Source organism: Paraconexibacter sp. (assembly GCF_041602235.1).
GTDB lineage: Bacteria > Actinomycetota > Thermoleophilia > Solirubrobacterales > Solirubrobacteraceae > Paraconexibacter.
Window position 1 is genome coordinate 1 of record NZ_JBFIGP010000066.1, and the last position, 15,949, is coordinate 15,949.

The window sequence follows — 15,949 nt, forward strand, 5'->3', positions numbered from 1 at the left end:
CTGGTGGAGCGTCGCGGGCAGTTCACGCTGCGCCACCCGGAGGAGTTCCCGGCGGGCGCGGTGTCGCTGCGCTCCGGGTCCTTGGACCAGGTGCGCGTGGTCGAGACGCGCAGCGGCGAGATGCTCGGCACGGTCGACGGCGGGCGGGCGCACACGACGGTCCACGACGGCGCGATCTACCTGCACCAGACGCGGGCCTTCGAGGTGACCGAGCTCGACCTCCACGGGGGCGTCGCGCTCGTGGAGCCGTTCCGCGGCGACTGGTACACGCAGCCCAAGAAGGAGACGGAGACCCACATCGAGAAGCTGCTGGAGCGCCGCGACGTCCACGGCGTCACCCTCAGCTTCGGGATGGTGACCGTCACCGACCAGGTGCTGGCCTACCAGCGCAAGCGGGAGACCACGCACGAGGTGATCGACCTGCAGGCGCTCGACCTGCCGCCGACGACGTTCACCACGCAGGCGCTCTGGTACGAGCTCGGGGCGGACGTCCTCACCGGCGGCGGCCCCGGCGAGCAGCTGCCGATGGAGGTGCTCCTCGGCTCGCTCCACGCGATGGAGCACGCGCAGATCTCCGTGCTGCCGCTGCTGGCGATGTGCGACCGCTGGGACATCGGCGGCCTGTCGACCAACGCCCATCCGCAGACGGGCGGCCCGACCATCTTCATCTACGACGGGCACCCGGGCGGCATCGGGATCACCCGCCAGGGCTTCCACGGCTTCGAGCGGCTGTGCCGCGACGCCTACCGGGTCATCACCGAGTGCCGCTGCGAGCGGGGCTGCCCGTCGTGCGTGCAGTCGCCGAAGTGCGGCAACCTCAACGAGCCGCTGCACAAGGACGGCGCCGCCGAGGTGCTGGCGCGGATGCTCGAGCGGTGACCACGCCGCCCCGCGCCGTGAACCTGGCGGGGCAACGCTGCCCTGGCCGGGGAACTCCCGCCAGGTTCGGCGTGGGCGCGCGGGCGGTGCCGCGACGTCAGGGCATCTGCGCCCGCGCCACGAGGTTCTGGATCGGCTGCGGCGCGCCGCGCAGCAGCTTGTAGGCGATGGTCGATTCGAGTCCGACCGGGACGACGTCGCGGTCGCGTCGCACGCAGTCGGCGATCGCCTTGGCGACCAGGTCCGGGGAGTGCCCCATCGCCAGACCACGCCGGCCCTTCTTCGCCGCGACCTCCGCCTGAGGACCGCGATAGCGGGTGTTGCGCGAGATCGGCGTGTCGATCACGCCGGGGCACACGACGCTGACGCCGACCCCGTGCTCCCGCCAGTCCGCGCGCAGGCACTGCGACAGGGACACCACCGCAGCCTTGGTGGCGCAGTAGGCCGCCAGGTTGCGATTGAGCGTGTAGGCCGCGCCCGACGCGACGTTGACGACCTGCCCCCGGCCGCGCTCGAGCATCCCGGGACCGAACGCGAAGCAGCCGTGGGCCACCCCGTCGAGGTTGACACCGCGCAGCCACTCCCAGTCCTCCCGGGAGGACTCCAGGAACGGTCCGTAGATGCCGACGCCCGCGTTGTTCACCAGCACGTCGACGTCACCGTGATCGGCCGCCACGCGCGCGGCGAGATCGTCCATCGCGTCCGCGTCCGCGACGTCGCACACGTAGGCGCTCTCGCACACCTCGGCCACGGCGTCGCCGTCGACGTCCACCCCGACGACGCGAGCGCCGGCGTTCGTGAAGCGCCGCGCGGTCGCCGCACCGATGCCGCTCCCCGCACCCGTGACGACGGCGAGCGCGCCGTCGAGCTTCACCCGGCCGCTCACGCTGCCACCGAACGGCGGGGACGACCGACCCGCCGACGGCTCACGCCGCCACCGTGCCGCGGGAGCGGTCGGAGCCGCCGGCACCGCCGCCGTCGGCGAGCGTCGCGAACCGGTAGTCGTCGAGGTCGAAGCGCATGCTGCGCCACGTCGTCTCGATCGTCGGGGCCGGCCGGAACGGCACGTCCCCGTGCTTGTCGAAGTAGTAGCTGTTGGCGACCGCGCAGCTGTCCTGCCAGAAGATCTGCTGGCCGCGACGGGCGAGCATCGACCGGAAGTAGCGGTCGTTGGCCTCGCGCTTGACCTCGATGAAGGTCGCGTCCTCGCGGCGGGCCCGCTCGAGGCAGCGCAGGATGTGCCGCGTCTGCGTCTCGATCAGGTTGAAGTACGACGAGCCGTTGTAACCGTAGGGCCCGAGGACCGTGAACATGTTCGGGAAGCCCGGCACGCTGACGCCCTCGTAGGCCTGGAAGCGGTTCTCGTCCCACCACGCCTCCAGGTCGACGCCGTCCACGCCCGTCACCCGGAACGGCGGCATGTTGCCGCTCTCGAACACCTTGAACCCGGTGGCCAGGACAAGCACGTCGATCTCGTGCACGACGCCCGCATCGGTCACGACGCCGGTGGGCGTGATCCGGGCGATCGGCTCGGTCTCCAGGAGCACGTGCTCGAGGTTGAACGTCTGCAGGTAGGAGTTGTGGAAGCTCGGTCGCTTGCACCCCACGGCGTACTTCGGGGTGAGCTTCTCGCGAACCTCGGGATCCTCGACCTCCTGCAGGGCCTTGCGCGCGAGCTTCTCCCCGAGCTTGCCGAACGGCACGACGCCCGAGTAGTGCGCGGCGAGCGGGAAGGTGACCTCCACGAACGCCTGGCTGGCCAGGCGCGCGGCCAGATCGCCGCCCGGGACCTTCTTCATCAGCCAGCGCACCGCGCCGGGCATCGGGCCGTCGAGCTTGGGCAGGCACCAGATCGGCGTGCGCTGGAAGACCGTGAGGTGCGAGACCTCCTTCGCGAGCTCCGGGATGAGCTGGACCGCGGAGGCCCCGGTGCCGATCACCGCGACCCGCTTGCCACGCAGGTCGAGATCGTGGTTCCAGCGGGCGGTGTGGACGGTCGGGCCCGCGAAGTCCTCGACGCCCTCGATCTCCGGCGGCTTGGGGATCGTCAGGACCCCGGTCGCGGTGACGACGAAGCGGGCGGTCACCTCGTCGCCGGCGGAGGTCTCGAGGCGCCAGAGGTGCGCGTCCTCGTCGAAGGTCGCGCCGAGCACGCGGGTCCCGAACCGGATGTGGCGGCGCAGGTCGTACTTCTCGACCAGGTCGAGCGCGTAGCCGCGCAGCTCGGTCCCGGGCGCGTACACGCGCGACCAGTCGGTCCGCCGCTCGAAGGAGAACTGGTAGCTGAACGACGGGATGTCCACGGCGACGCCTGGATAGGTGTTCCAGTGCCACGTGCCGCCGACGTCGTCGGCCTCCTCGATGACCTGGTACCCGATGCCGGCCTCCTTCAGCCGGATCGCGGCACCGATACCGGAGAACCCGCCGCCGATGACGACGGCCTCGTGGTCGGGCTGGACTGCTGTGGTCATGCTGCCGCCTTGCTCGTGGACGTGTGGCTCGTGGTGGTGGCCCGGCGTCGAGCGATCATCTTGACGCCGTGGCGCGGCCGCAGCGTCAGGGTGGCCTCGGGCTCGACCGGGTGCCCGGGCACGAGGTCGAACACGAAGCGCTGGCTCAGCATCGCCGTGATGAGCGTCGTCTCCATCAGCGCGAAGCTCGTGCCGATGCAGATCCGCCGACCGCCGCCGAACGGGAGGTAGGCCGAGCGGTGGCGTCCCTTCGCGGCGTCCCCCAGGAAGCGCGACGGGTCGTACACCTCAGGGTCGGGCCAGAAGCGCTCGTCGTGGTGGATCGCGTGGATCGGGATGACCACATGCGAGCCCTTGGGGATGCGGTGCCCGTCGATCTCATCGTCGGCGATCGCCGTCCGCGGGATCGCCCACGCCGGCGGGTAGAAGCGCATCGCCTCCTGGAAGCAGGCCGTCGTCCACGGCAGCTTCGCCAGGTCCTCGGTCGTCGGCGTCCGCCCGTCGAGGGCCTCGTCGACCTCGGCGAGCATCCGGTCGCGCGCGTCGGTGTTGAGCGCCAGCAGGTACCACATCCACGCCATCGCGTTGGCGGTCGTCTCGTGGCCCGCGAGCATGAACGTGGTGACCTCGTCACGCACGCGCTGGAGGGGCAGCGCGTCCCCCTCCTCGTCCCGCGTCCCGAGGAGCAGGTTCAGCAGGTCGTCCGCCTCGGTCGGATGGTCCTGCCGAGCGTGGATCACGTCCCAGACCGTCTCGTCGACGGTCTTCATCACCCACTGGAGCTGCGACAGCGGGGGTGGCAGGAGGGGCGCGTGGTGGATGACCCGCGACAGGGCTCGCATGCCCCAGACCGGCGGCGGGGCGACGGTCAGCACGCGCGTCGCGAACTCGGCGCTCCGCAGCCCCGTCGTGACGACCCGCTGCATGCGACGGGCCATGTCGCCGAACTGATGCCCGAACAGGGCGGCGCCGACGACGTCCATCGTCAGCTCCGTCATCGCCCCGGCCATCTCGATCGGGATGCGGTCGCTGCCGTCGTCGGTGCGCCCCAGATAGTCCTCGATCGGCGCGATCATCAGGTCGCACATGCCGCGCACGTGCCGCTTGGCCATGACCGGGTTGAGCATCATCCGGTGGCGCCGCCACGACTCGTCCTCGTCGGTGAACAGGTTGAGCCCGAGCACGGCCCGCAGCAGCTCGTACTCGATGCTCTTGTGGTACCGGTCGACGCCGTCGTGGAGCACGTGGTCGACGTAGTCCGGATGCTTGATCACGAACGTGCGTCGGTGTCCGAACCGGACCATCGCGATGTCGCTGCCCGGGACGCCCTTCATCATCGGCGACCGCACGTGCAGGCCGCGCACCAGCATCGACTGCGCGGCGCGCAGGCCGCTGATCGACGGGGTGCGGGCCGTCGCGGTCATGCGACCAGGCTCGTCGTGTACTCGTGGCGGCCGGCGAAGAACGCGGCCTCGGCCTTCCCGAGCTCGGTCCGCGGCTCGTCGCCGAAGATCCACTCGCGGGCCATGTCGAACCAGGTGTTCGTCGCCCCGAGCTGCCCGAGCAGCCCGATCAGCAGCATCACCGAGCGCATGAGCACGAAGTGCTCGGCGGGCAGGACCATCTCGTCGAAGCCCTCCTCGCCGCGCATCTGCATGTAGTGGCGCATCATCTCGCCGGTCTTGGTGGCGTCCGCCGTGGTGGGCTCGTCCTCCATGAGCCAGCCGAAGATCGCGTGGTAGTTCTCGTAGAACGGCTGGGCCAGCCGCGGGTCCGGCGGCAGGGCGCCGAGCTCGGCGACGAGGTCGAGAAGGCCTTGCGCGTCACCTTCGTAGGTCGCCCGCGTGGTCGCAACGAGATGCCGGACCTCGTCGTCGCTCATGCGCTTGAAGAACCCGAAGTCCAGGAACGCGACGCGGCCGTCGTCGAGGTACAGCGCGTTGCCGGGGTGCGGATCGCCGTTGAGCAGGCGGTGGCGCATTGGACCGTTGAGGTAGAAGCGCAGCAGGATCTCCCCGAGGCGGTCCCGCTGCTCGGTCGGGAGGTCGCGGACCTCGGCGAAGCGCCGCCCCTGCACGAAGTCCATGACGATCACGCGCTCGCGGCAGAGGTCGGTGACGACGTCGGGGACGACGATGAACGGGTGTCCCCGGTAGACGCGGGCCATGGCCCGCTGGTTGGACGCCTCGAGCTCGTAGTCGAGCTCCTCGGTGATCCGCTCGCGGATCTCGTCGGCGATCGCGCCGGTATCGATCCCGGGCGCGATGGTCGCCAGCAGCTTGAGGCCTAGGCGCAGGTTCTGCAGGTCGGCGTGGATCGCCTCGGCGATGCCCGGGTACTGGACCTTCACGGCCACCTCGCGCCCGTCGTGCAGGGTCGCGCGGTGGACCTGGCCGATCGAGGCGGCCGCGATCGGCGTCTCGTCGAAGGTGGCGAAGACCTCGGAGAACTTCTCGTCGAGGTCCTCCTCGACGACCTTGCGGATGGCCTTGAACGAGACCGGCTTGGCGCCCTGCTGCAGCGTGGCGAGGATCTCCTGGAACTCCGGGCGGATCGCCTCGGGCACGAGACCCATGTCCACGGCGCTGAGCGTCTGCCCGACCTTCATGGCCGCCCCGCGCATCCCGGAGAACAGCTTGACGAGGGACTTCGCGGACTTGAGCTGCTGGCGCTGCGCCGCGGCCGTGCGCGCCTCGGAGGATCCCGTGGCCGTGATCGCCCGGGCCGTCGCCTCGCGCGCCGCGAGACCTGCAGCCGCCCCGGTCATCCTCGCTGCCCGCCCGAACCGCGAACTGCGGATCTCGTCACTCACTGGGTCTCCCACACGTTCGGTTTCGCCGATCACACGAACGGCGAACGGCACCGTATCATCGATCGGGTGATCGGTGAAACCACCAGCGCCCCGCGGCGTCTCACGCGGGCGCAGCAGCGGGTCGCGACCCGGACGGCACTGCTCGAGGCCACCGGTCGCGTGCTCGTCGAGGAGGGCTACGTCGGGCTCACCACCCGCCGGGTCGCCGAGGTCGCCGGGGTCGCGCAGAGCACGCTCATGCACCACTTCCCCACCCGCGAGGCGTTGCTGGTCGAGACCGTGACGCACCTCGCGATGCGGCTCGCCGACGACGCGCTGGAGCAGCTCGACCTCAGCGGCCTGCGCAGCCCGCAGCAGCGCGACGCCATCCTCGACCAGGCGTGGCGCGAGTTCACCTCACCCCCGGCGATCGCGGCGGCGCAGCTGTGGGCCGCCGCCTGGGCCGAGCCCGAGCTCGCGGCCGCGCTGCGCGAGCTCGAGGAGCGCCTCGGGCAGCTCATCGCCGCCACGGCCGGGACCCTCTTCCCCGACCTGGCGGACGATCCGCGCTTCGCGCCGCTGCTCGACGCGTCGGTCTCGCTGATCCGCGGGCTCGTGATGGCGATCCCGGTCTCCGGTCAGGCCACCGTCGACGCGCGCTGGGCGGCGATCAAGCCGATCCTGGCCGACGCCGCCGGGCGCCTACTGGACTGATCGGGCGCGGGATCTACGCCCGCGCGCTGCCGCAGGACCGGTAGGCCCGCGTCGATCGCAGCCGCTTGCCGGCCCGCGTGCGGCCCGTGATCACCACGAGGACCCGCTGGGCGGACAGGCCGCGCAGGTCCACGACCGCGGTCAGCCGCCGGCCCTTGCGCACCCGAGCGGCCCTGCGCTCGGGGCGACTGCGCACGCTCACCCGTGCCGTGACGAGCCGGCGGTCGAGACGGATGGTGAAACGCCGGCGACTGCGACACGGCTCGCGCTCGGCGGGGGCGGCGGCCGGCGTCACGGGCTGCTCGGGGTTGGTGCCGAGCCTCGCGCACTGCCCCCGGCTGGTGCCGGCGACCTCGTTGGCGGTGTCCGGCGCCAGGAACCCCGGTGTGAAGCCGCCGTTGCCGGTGCAGATCAGGTCCTTGCCGATCGTGTTGCCGCCGATGGCGTTGACCTTCGAGGCGTTGTCGTGGAACCGCACGTTCCCGCCCACGGTGTTGGGGAAGACGCAGTTGGAGAAGTTCGCATACGGCGGGTAGTTGGTGCTGCCGACGTTCCACGGTGCGTCGGGCCCGCTGCCCGAGATCGTCAAGTCGCCACGGATCGTGGTCGTGCAGATCCCGTTGGCGCTGCCGCCGAACGTCTCGCCGGTCTTGTCCGGATGACTCGTGGTCCCGGTGATCACGACGTCGCCCTCGATCGTGGCCTGGGAGAAGATCCCGACGCTCGACGCTCCATCGGCGCGGAAGGACCCGGTCACCAGGGCGTTCCCGAAGAGGCACCAGCGCCCGGCCGGCACGACGACGTCGTGGAACGTGCCGCCGAAGATGAACTCGTCGGAGCAGGTGCGATCCGGCGGGCCGGCACTCGCCGGCGCCGCGAGCCCGAGCGACACGAGCGTCGCCAGGCCCACGGCCGCGGCCCACGGACCGCTGCGTCTCACGCCCTGGCGCCCTTGGACCCGCGCTTCGACGACGCCGCCTGCTTCACGCAGGTCCGGTAGGTCCGGACCGTCGTGATCTTCCGGCCCTTGCGGTCGCGACCGACGATGCGCACGCGGTAGGTGCCCTTCGGCAGGCCCTTCAGCACGATCTTGGCCCGCAGGCGCTTGCCGCGGCGGGTCTTGACCCGCTTGCCGGCCACGGTGACCGTCGCCGACCGGAACCGGCGGTTCAGGCGGATCGTGAAGCTGCGACGGCTGGTGCAACGACCCGGCTTCGTCGACGGCGGGAGGCCGAGGGAGGGTCCGGTCGACTGCCGCGTCGCCCGGCACGCCGGCTGCTCCCCGTCCTTGAGGTAGCGCGTCGCCGGGAAGTAGTCGCCCATCGTCGCGACCTCCTTGCCGATCTCCGCCCGCTGGATCGCCTCCGGGAACGCGGCGCTCGGCAGCATGTGACGCAGCACGAGGACGTTCTCGGTCGCCGACCCGAAGGGCAGCCAGGTGAAGCCGCAGTCCGAGGTGGCCCAGGCCGGCCGCGAGGCCTTCGTGGAGACGACGTACTCCGCGAACCCGTCCGCGCCGACCGTGGTCTGGTCGTCCGTGGCGCACGCGTAGAACCGCTGGGAGGCGATCTCGTTGGTGCACATCGACAGGTACCGCAGCGGAGCGGTGGGCATGGTCGCGACACCGCCGCGCGTGTCCGGCGTGCTCGGCACCTTCATCCGCGTGATCGACACCTCGCCGTACGAGCGGTTGAGCATCGCGTAGACGTAGGAGTTGTGGATGTTGGAGAGGAACCCGCCGTTGCCGCCGGCCTGCTCAGCCGTCTCGAGCGGTTCCGTCGCGCTGTCGAAGAACGGGTTGTCGGTCACGACGCGGTTGTAGACCTGCACGAGGTTGCGGAACTTGATCCACTTCGGGGTCGGCTGCCCGGGCGCGTCGAGGCCCTTCGGCTGGAACGGGAAGGCGCCGTCGGCGAGCGCCTGTGCGACACCCGGGACCGGCGGCTTCGCAAGGCCCTTGCAGGCCGAGTCACTGGGACGACCGCCATCGACCGCGGTGCTCTCGAGGGTGATGGTCGGCAGCCCGACCCCGCCCGTCTCGTCGAGCCCCTTGTCGGGGATGTAGGTCCGCAGGATGAAGGTGCCCGAGAAGTTCGGCCCGGTCTGCCCGGTGCCGGTGTAGATCGTGTTGGGGGCCCGCTGCTCGGGGATCGGGCCGAAGTCGATGAACGCGGTGTAGTCGCGGTTCTCCGCCGTGCGCGAGGCGCCGTCGACGAACGGGTTCATCGACCCCGCGTCGGGCTGGATCTCGACGTCGGCGATCGCGTCGATCGGGCGGACCGCGTTGTCGTAGACGTTGAAGGAGAAGTACCGGGCGTGCGGGTAGCGGCCCGTGATCCGCAGGCGCGTGCCCGGGACGCCCTGGTAGGCGCCGACCCAGTAGATCGCGGCCTCGTCGGGGTAGGCGACGTTGACCGTGGCCGGGTCGGTCTTGGTCAGCGCCAGGGTGCAGGTCGTATCGACCCCCTGGGCGGTTGCCGACGAGGCGCCGAGGGATGCCAGCGCCAACGCTGCCCCTCCGGCCCCGACGAGACGACGGACACGGCTCAGCTTCAACACAGTGATCTCCCGCACTGGATTCATGACGGTCGGCACCGTACAGCGGAATGGAACAAAATGCAAATATGTTCCGCATGGGGCAGATCGCTTGACTGTTCCAGTAGCGTTCCAGTCGTGACCGACCTCGCCACACGCTACGTCCGGCCGCGCAGCCCCGACGCGCTCGCCCTCGCTCGCGAGATGTTCGTGCGCGGCGAGCGGGTCGACATGCAGCCGCTCGCCGAGCGCCTGGGTATCGGCCGCACCACCCTCTACCGCTGGGTCGGCGACCGCGAGCAGCTCCTCGGGAACGTCCTGGGCTCGCTGGCGGACGACACCTGGCTGCTGGTCCGGGAGCAGGCCGACGGCGACGGCGTGGACTGGGCGGTCGACGCGATCCGCCGGTTCCTCGTCGCGACCTCGACGTTCCCGCCGCTGCGCGAGTTCGCCGAGCGCGAACCCCAGCTCGCGCTCCGCGTCCTGCTGTCCTCCGACGGTGCCGTCGTCACGCACCTGCACGCGGGGATCTCCACCGTCCTCCGCGACCCGCGAGCGGGGATCACCCGGGAGGACGACGATCACGCCGAGGTCATCGACACCCTCGTCCTGATCGGCACCGCGCTGGAGTGGACCCCGATCGCCATCGGCCAGGAACCGGAGATCGACCGCGCCTGCCGCCTGGCGGGCCTGGTGCTCCGCGGGCTGACGAATCCCGAGCCGGCCTGACCGGCGGGCCCGCCGCGCGCTACTCCGCCTGGCGTCCGAGCAGGGCGACGAACCGCTCGACCCTGCGGCGCTCGTCGGCGGGGAGCGGGCCCTCGAGCTCGACGAGCAGGGTCATCGGACCGCGCTCACGGGCCCAGGTCTTCGTCGCCTCCCCGAAGGACGGGGCGATCCACACGGTTGGCAGCGAGCCCGCGTAGGCGATCACCGTCTGCTCCTGGAGCTCCGCGGTCCGCTCGCTGCGCACCAGCGGCACGGTCACGAGGTCCAGCTCGTGCGCGACGGCGTCGATCGCGGCCAGCCCGCCGTCGTCGACCAGCAGGGCGAGCTCTCCGTCGCGCAGGAGGTCGGCGGTCCAGCCCGTGGGCGCCTCGGCGAGGGCGGCGGGGACGCAGACGAGGCGGTACAGGACGTCGGTCACGAGTCGGGACGGTAGTCGGTCCTGACGGACGGTGAGGTTTCGGTCGAGAAGCTCCATCCTGCGGCCCCCAAACCTGCACAAGGCTGCAGCTTCATCACAAGAACTGCGCGGAAGGGCCGACTGTAAGCGTCGTGGACGTGGTTTCCCGCATCCCATCCGTCGTGGGCGCGATGACGGCGCTCGTCGTCGGCGTGCTCGCCGCGCCCGCCGGCGCGAGCACCGGCGGTGCACGGGTCCCGGCCACATCCGGGGGTACGGGTGGCGCCGAGTACGGACAGCCGGTGACTCCGCCCCGCGATCCGCGGCCGGTAGCGACGTCCCTCCGGGTCCGCCCGGGGAGCGTGACCGAGGGACGCTCACTGCCGCGGATCACCTTTCGCATCGACCAGAAGGGGGTTCGGTCGGTACGGGCCCGGATCGTCCTGTGGCCGGGGCGCAGCGGAGGGACCTTGCTGCGCCTCGACCTCGGACGCGTACGGACGGCACGGACGACCACGGTGAAGTGGCCGAAGGGCACGCGCCTGCGGGCCGGGAGCTACACCGTGCGCCTGCACGCGACCGGCCCGGGCGGCGGCACCCTGCTGCGACGGGCGAAGGCCTCCGGCCGGGCAACGTTGCGCGTCCGACCGAAGCCCAGGCCCAAGCGCCCGACGTCCCCGCAGCCCGCTCCCGCCGCCCCCACGCCTCCGGCCACTCCCCCTTCGGCACCGCCCGCCACCCAGAGCGGTGTGTTCCCCGTCCAGGGCCCGTGGTCCTTCGGCGGCGACGGAGCGACGTTCGGCGCCGCGCGCAGCGGCCACTCGCACGAGGGGCAGGACATCGTCGCCGACCTCGGCGTCCCGGTCGTCGCACCGCTGCCGGGCACGATCCGCCACGTGAAGTACCAGAAGAACGGCGCGGGCTGGTACGTCGTCCAGGACGCGGACGACGGCCGCTCCTTCTTCTTCGCCCACTGTCGGGCCCAGACGGTCGTCGTCACCCCCGGGGAGCGTGTGAGCGCGGGCGGACGCCTGTGCGACGTCGGCGCGACGGGGGCGGCGTCCGGCCCGCACCTGCACTTCGAGATCTGGACCGGCGGCTGGCGCGTGGACAAGAACTCCAAGCCGATCGATCCCCTGCCGCAACTGCGGGCCTGGGCCGGCTGACCGGCCCCGCGCGCCCCACATCCGTCCACCTGAGCGGCTCCCGGGCACAAGAGTGGGCGCCCGCGGCCGAAGCGGTTCGCATGCTTCCCACGCTCCGCCGCCTCGTCGTGCTGCTCCTCGGCGCCGCCCTGCTGTCGGTCGGCGTCACCGCCACCGCGGACGCCGCGAGCGCGTCGGCCGCCAAGCGCACCCGGTGTGCGAAGGCGACCAAGAAGGTGAAGAACGCGAAGTCGAAGCGGGCCAAGGCGTCGGCGCGGCGCAGCGCACGCCGCGCCTGCCGTGGGACCGCGGCACTCCGACGGGGCACGCGCGCCACCAAGCGTCGCGCCGGCACGCGAGCCGCCAAGCGTCGTACCGGCACCAGGACCACGCGCAAGCGCGGCGGACGACAGACGACCACCGCACCGTCCGCGCCGGTGAGCTCGAGCGCCACCGAGGCCGGGCTCGTCGCCTGCGCGAACCGTGAACGCAGCGCTGCGGGCCTGTCCGCGCTGACGGCCGAACGGGCCCTGACCGTGGCCGCCCAGCGGCACGCCGCCGACATGGCCGCACGGAACTACTTCGATCACACCTCACTGGACGGACGCACCCCGTGGGATCGCATCAAGGCCGCCCTCGACGGCGCCCGGCCCTTCTCGCGCATGGGCGAGAACATCGCGATGGGCTACCGCGACGCGGCGGCGACATGCGTCGGCTGGATGAACAGCCCGGGGCATCGCGCGAACATCCTCAACCCGCGGTTCACGCTCATCGGCGCCGGCTGGGTGGACGGATACGCCGTCCAGAACTTCGGCAGCCGCTGAGGCGATCAGTCCGAGCCGACCGTCAGCCGCAGGCTGCCGGACACCCCGCTCGTCGATCCTCGAGCGTTCACGCTGATCTGACCGAGCGGCTCGAGCGCCGCGGTGGCCGCCTCGGGGAGCCCCAGCATCCCGGCCAGCTCGGTGACCAGCGCCTCGGCGGACATCCGGACGCTGAGCGCTCCTCCCTTCGCGTTCTCCGGCGTCTCGGGGAACGCGTCCGCGAGCGCCTGCAGGTCGGTGCTCTCGCGGTTGCTCGCCACGAGCACGCCGTCGATCACGGCAGCGCGAGCGACCGTGTCCCCGTCGCGCTCGACCCTGTAGCGACCATCTCCGTCGTCCTCCACGGTGATCCCACGGGTGTCGACATCGACGCCGATCCCGCCGACGAACGAGCTCAGCGTCGAGAGCCGCTGCAGCTGGGACAGGGCGTCCGCGACGGGCTCCGGGTCGGCGAGCTCCGATCGCAGGGTCAGCGTGCCCTTCAGGTCGGTGGTGATCGTGGTCGTCCCGGTGAGCTTGGCGAGGATCTGGGTCGTCGGGTCGACCCGGGCGTAGCGGCGAAGGCTCGTCTCGATGCCGTCCAGGTCCGAGGCCAGGTCGGCGTTCGTCACGCGCAGGGTCCGCCGGACGAACTCGATCGTGTGCGCCGCGTCCCGGAGGCCGACGACCACCTCGGTGTCGTCCTCGGCGGCCGGCGACGGCGACGCGGCGCCGCCGGCGATCGGCACGTCCCCGGCGGTCACGGCGTCCGCATCGGTCGAGAACCGGAAGGGGACCGAGACCGCCGCCTCCTCGGGGACGATCGCGAAGGACACGCGCTGCAGCGCGCTCACCCACGGAACCTGGAGATCCCCGCTGTCGGAGCGTTCGACCGCCCCGACGTCCAGGGTGGCGCGCAGCGCGGAACGGCTCCGGCCGGGGAATCCGCGGAACCGGGCCAGCAAGGAGGACTTCGTGAGGCTCCCGGACCGCAGGCCGTCGGCGTCCTGCCCCGACCGGCCCTGGGCGGCGAGCGTCAGCGCCGCCCGCAGGTCCTCCTGCGAGCCGGCTCCCACGAACAGGCCGCCGTCGAAGGCGTACGCACCACCGTCCGGACGGCGGAACACCGCGAACCCGCGGGCCTCCCCGTCGCGCTGGAGCCCGCCGCTGTCGACGAGGCGATCGAGCAGGACGCGCAGACCGGCGGGGTCCCCCGCCACGGTGCCGAAGCGCGATGCCGCGAGCAGGGCCCCGAGCTCCGGCACACGGAACGGGAACGCTCCGAGCAGCCCGGCGAGGGGGTCCGGCGCGGCGTCCGACGTCCGGTCGGGCAACTCGGCGACCGCGAACACGATCGGGTGTCCCAGGACCGGCAGCAGATCGTTCTGGAGGTCGATGCCCCCGAGGGCGTCCCCCGCTCTCCCGTACGCGATGGTCGCGCCCGGGATGCGGTCCGTGACCGCCGTGAGCTTCGGGAGCGGACCGGCGGCGGCGTCGGTCTCCGCGAGCGCGACGAACGGGGCGTCGGACGGGACGATCGTCACCGCCGCGGCGAGCGGGTCGAGGGCCGCCGCGGACCCGCTGCGACGTCCGTCGTCGCCGCCCGTGAAGAGCACCAGGCCGACGATCCCGAGGAACGTCGCCACGACGACGATCGGGATCAGGGTGAGCGTCCGCGGGGACATGACGCGCGAGGGTACCCGTGGTCGGCCCGTCGGGGCGCCGTTGTCCGGGCCGAGCGCCGGAACACCCCGGCCCTGGGCACCGGTCCCCGCCGGCCCGGTGAACGCCGGCCCGGAGGGAGCGCCCGCCGCGCGACCGGGTTCGCCAAACCGCAAGGACCAGGAGGCATCGGTATTCTCGACGGTCCTGGCGACTTAGCTCAGTTGGTAGAGCACACGACTGAAAATCGTGGTGTCCCCGGTTCAAGTCCGGGAGTCGCCATCGGGACGTCGAGAGGGCAACCGTCCGACGCCCCCGCCGCCCGTCGACCGATCCGTTCCGTGCTCCGGTCGTCGCGCATCGACGGTGATCGCACGAACCATCCCCGCCGCGGACGAGGCGGAGCACGTGGCCGCTCCGCCCACGCGACCCCCGTGACCGGCGGTCGACCGTGAGAACTCCGTGAGACACGACACCTGTCGCGTCTCACGGATCGCGGCGCGGGTACCGACCGCGCCATGACCGAGATCTCCTTCCCGCAGTCCTCGCCCTCGGCCGGTCCGCCGCACCGGCGCCGGCGCCACCTCGCGGTCGCCGTCACCGCCGCTGCCGCTGTCGCGGCCGGCGGATCCGCTCCCGCCGCCCAGGCCGCCTGCCCCGCCGACGACCCGTGCCCGTCGACGCTGCCCGCGGTCAACATGAGCCGCGTCGTCCTGGCCGCGACCCTCGACCCGTGGCGGACCGACCTCGTCAAGACCTACGGCGCGAGCAAGAGCGTCCGGCGGGTGGAGGCCGCCCTGCACCGGCGCGGGCTGCTCGCGAAGCAGTCCGTCGACGGCTACTTCGGCACCGCGACCGTGAAGGCCTGGGGCAAGTTCGAGCGCAACCAGAAGCAGACCTCGCGCTGGACCCGCAACGGACTGCCCGGGCTCGCCGAACTGCAGGCGCTGGGCAAGGGGCGCTTCCGCCTCACCAACACCATCAGCGTCGGGAAGAAGATCAAGCTCGCGTCCGTCGCCAACGGCGGCAACTCCGACGACGGCAACGACGTCGTCAACAAGCGGACCCAGTCCATGTTCCTCGAGGCGCAGAAGAACATGAAGTCCAACGGCAAGAAGGGCTGGGACATGACCATCGTGCAGGGCGGCTACTGCGGCGCGGCCTGCGCGGATGCGTCCGCCGGCACCCACAACGGCGGCGGCACGATCGACATCCGCACCTGGGACACCGACAGCAAGGGCGTCAGCAACCGCGTCGCCGCGCTCAAGCGCGTCGGCTTCGCCGCCTGGTACCGACCGTGGGGCGACAACGCCCACATCCACGCCGTCGCGATCAACGACTACCAGATGACCTGGGAGATCCACGGCGACGGCACCGCCCCGGACCCGATCGTGGGGAGCTACGGCGGCAACTGCCAGGTGTACGAGTGGAAGTTCAACTTCGACGGCCTGAGCGGCTGCGACCAGCGCGCCTCGTCGAAGACCAAGAACCAGAAGAGCATCGTCACCTGGGAGATGTACAAGGCCCGGAAGTAGGCCCTCCGGGGGCAGGCGCCCGGTCACCCGGTGGCGCACAGGAGCGACGGTAGGCTTGCTCCCGTGAGGAGCCTGCCCCCGGAGCCTCGGTTCGACCGGGCGCGCTGCCCGCCGACGTCGCGGGAGCCGCGCCTGGTCCAGACCGCCCGCATGCTGCGCGACCCGCTCGGGTACCCGTCCGGGTTGCGCGCCGACCACGGACCGGTGTTCACCCTGCGGCTCCTGCCGTACCGCGCCGGGATCGTGTGCGCGACCGACCCGGCGACGGTGCGCGAGGTGCTCACCGAC

14 protein-coding genes, 1 tRNA gene and 1 pseudogene are annotated in these 15,949 nt (G+C 71.8%); 8 read left to right on the forward strand and 8 right to left on the reverse strand.

What is annotated here, in order from left to right:
- On the forward strand, positions 1 to 879 hold an 879-nt coding region (locus tag ABYE80_RS07640), incomplete at its 5' end, for a Zn-binding domain-containing protein (RefSeq protein WP_372789676.1).
- 97 nt (positions 880 to 976) lie between these two features.
- Here ABYE80_RS07640 and ABYE80_RS07645 read toward each other — a convergent pair.
- Genes ABYE80_RS07645 through ABYE80_RS07660 form a run of 4 tightly spaced genes read right to left on the reverse strand, consistent with a single transcriptional unit; the run spans position 977 to position 6,162 of the window.
- On the reverse strand, positions 977 to 1,765 hold the full coding sequence (locus ABYE80_RS07645; RefSeq protein ID WP_372789677.1) for an SDR family NAD(P)-dependent oxidoreductase: 789 nt from the start codon (positions 1,763 to 1,765) through the stop codon (positions 977 to 979).
- A gap of 40 nt (positions 1,766 to 1,805) precedes the next feature.
- A complete protein-coding gene (locus ABYE80_RS07650; RefSeq protein ID WP_372789678.1) occupies positions 1,806 to 3,350 on the reverse strand; it encodes a flavin-containing monooxygenase in 1,545 nt (514 codons plus the stop codon).
- Positions 3,347 to 4,774: a cytochrome P450 gene (locus tag ABYE80_RS07655; protein ID WP_372789679.1), complete on the reverse strand. Its 1,428-nt coding sequence runs from the start codon at positions 4,772 to 4,774 to the stop codon at positions 3,347 to 3,349. Before ABYE80_RS07655 ends, ABYE80_RS07650 begins: the two co-directional genes overlap by 4 nt.
- Entirely contained in the window at positions 4,771 to 6,162 is a 1,392-nt protein-coding gene (locus ABYE80_RS07660; RefSeq protein WP_372789680.1) for an ABC1 kinase family protein, read from the reverse strand. Before ABYE80_RS07660 ends, ABYE80_RS07655 begins: the two co-directional genes overlap by 4 nt.
- A 66-nt stretch (positions 6,163 to 6,228) precedes the next feature.
- Here ABYE80_RS07660 and ABYE80_RS07665 point away from each other — a divergent pair, with 66 nt between their 5' ends.
- Positions 6,229 to 6,855: a TetR/AcrR family transcriptional regulator gene (locus tag ABYE80_RS07665; protein ID WP_372789681.1), complete on the forward strand. Its 627-nt coding sequence runs from the start codon at positions 6,229 to 6,231 to the stop codon at positions 6,853 to 6,855.
- A 13-nt stretch (positions 6,856 to 6,868) separates the two neighbouring features.
- Here the strand turns inward: ABYE80_RS07665 and ABYE80_RS07670 are convergent, their stop codons facing one another.
- On the reverse strand, positions 6,869 to 7,795 hold the full coding sequence (locus ABYE80_RS07670) for a hypothetical protein (RefSeq protein WP_372789682.1): 927 nt from the start codon (positions 7,793 to 7,795) through the stop codon (positions 6,869 to 6,871).
- Positions 7,792 to 9,363: a hypothetical protein gene (locus ABYE80_RS07675; RefSeq protein WP_372789683.1), complete on the reverse strand. Its 1,572-nt coding sequence runs from the start codon at positions 9,361 to 9,363 to the stop codon at positions 7,792 to 7,794. The genes ABYE80_RS07670 and ABYE80_RS07675 overlap by 4 nt, the downstream gene beginning before the upstream one ends.
- Positions 9,364 to 9,528: 165 nt before the next feature.
- Here ABYE80_RS07675 and ABYE80_RS07680 point away from each other — a divergent pair, with 165 nt between their 5' ends.
- Complete coding sequence (locus ABYE80_RS07680; protein WP_372789684.1) at positions 9,529 to 10,119, forward strand: QsdR family transcriptional regulator; 591 nt, start codon at positions 9,529 to 9,531, stop codon at positions 10,117 to 10,119.
- Positions 10,120 to 10,138: 19 nt separating this feature from the next.
- Here ABYE80_RS07680 and ABYE80_RS07685 read toward each other — a convergent pair whose 3' ends face one another.
- A complete protein-coding gene (locus tag ABYE80_RS07685; RefSeq protein WP_372789685.1) occupies positions 10,139 to 10,537 on the reverse strand; it encodes a hypothetical protein in 399 nt (132 codons plus the stop codon).
- Between the two features lie 137 nt (positions 10,538 to 10,674).
- Here ABYE80_RS07685 and ABYE80_RS07690 point away from each other — a divergent pair, with 137 nt between their 5' ends.
- Both ABYE80_RS07690 and ABYE80_RS07695 read left to right on the forward strand, forming a co-directional pair.
- Positions 10,675 to 11,682 carry a M23 family metallopeptidase gene (locus ABYE80_RS07690; protein WP_372789686.1) on the forward strand — a complete coding sequence of 336 codons (1,008 nt, stop codon included), beginning with the start codon at positions 10,675 to 10,677 and terminating at the stop codon, positions 11,680 to 11,682.
- A gap of 80 nt (positions 11,683 to 11,762) precedes the next feature.
- A complete protein-coding gene (locus tag ABYE80_RS07695; protein WP_372789687.1) occupies positions 11,763 to 12,485 on the forward strand; it encodes a CAP domain-containing protein in 723 nt (240 codons plus the stop codon).
- 5 nt (positions 12,486 to 12,490) lie between these two features.
- Here ABYE80_RS07695 and ABYE80_RS07700 read toward each other — a convergent pair whose 3' ends face one another.
- On the reverse strand, positions 12,491 to 14,149 hold the full coding sequence (locus ABYE80_RS07700; protein ID WP_372789688.1) for a hypothetical protein: 1,659 nt from the start codon (positions 14,147 to 14,149) through the stop codon (positions 12,491 to 12,493).
- 186 nt (positions 14,150 to 14,335) lie between these two features.
- On the opposite strand from ABYE80_RS07700, the gene ABYE80_RS07705 reads away from it, so the two are divergent.
- From ABYE80_RS07705 to ABYE80_RS07715, 3 genes and pseudogenes are all read left to right on the forward strand, one after another.
- A tRNA-Phe gene (locus ABYE80_RS07705) sits at positions 14,336 to 14,408 on the forward strand.
- A 236-nt stretch (positions 14,409 to 14,644) separates the two neighbouring features.
- A complete protein-coding gene (locus tag ABYE80_RS07710) occupies positions 14,645 to 15,661 on the forward strand; it encodes a peptidoglycan-binding protein (RefSeq protein ID WP_372789689.1) in 1,017 nt (338 codons plus the stop codon).
- Positions 15,662 to 15,724: 63 nt separating this feature from the next.
- Positions 15,725 to 15,949, forward strand: a pseudogene (locus tag ABYE80_RS07715) (cytochrome P450); the annotation flags it as partial.

What these genes read in the sequence shown, in the direction of transcription:
- ABYE80_RS07695 (WP_372789687.1), top strand. Translation starts at nt 11,763, where the DNA reads ATGCTTCCCACGCTCCGCCGCCTCGTCGTGCTGCTCCTCGGCGCCGCC.
- ABYE80_RS07700 (WP_372789688.1), bottom strand. Translation starts at nt 14,149, where the DNA reads ATGTCCCCGCGGACGCTCACCCTGATCCCGATCGTCGTCGTGGCGACG.
- ABYE80_RS07655 (WP_372789679.1), bottom strand. Translation starts at nt 4,774, where the DNA reads ATGACCGCGACGGCCCGCACCCCGTCGATCAGCGGCCTGCGCGCCGCG.
- ABYE80_RS07710 (WP_372789689.1), top strand. Translation starts at nt 14,645, where the DNA reads ATGACCGAGATCTCCTTCCCGCAGTCCTCGCCCTCGGCCGGTCCGCCG.
- ABYE80_RS07650 (WP_372789678.1), bottom strand. Translation starts at nt 3,350, where the DNA reads ATGACCACAGCAGTCCAGCCCGACCACGAGGCCGTCGTCATCGGCGGC.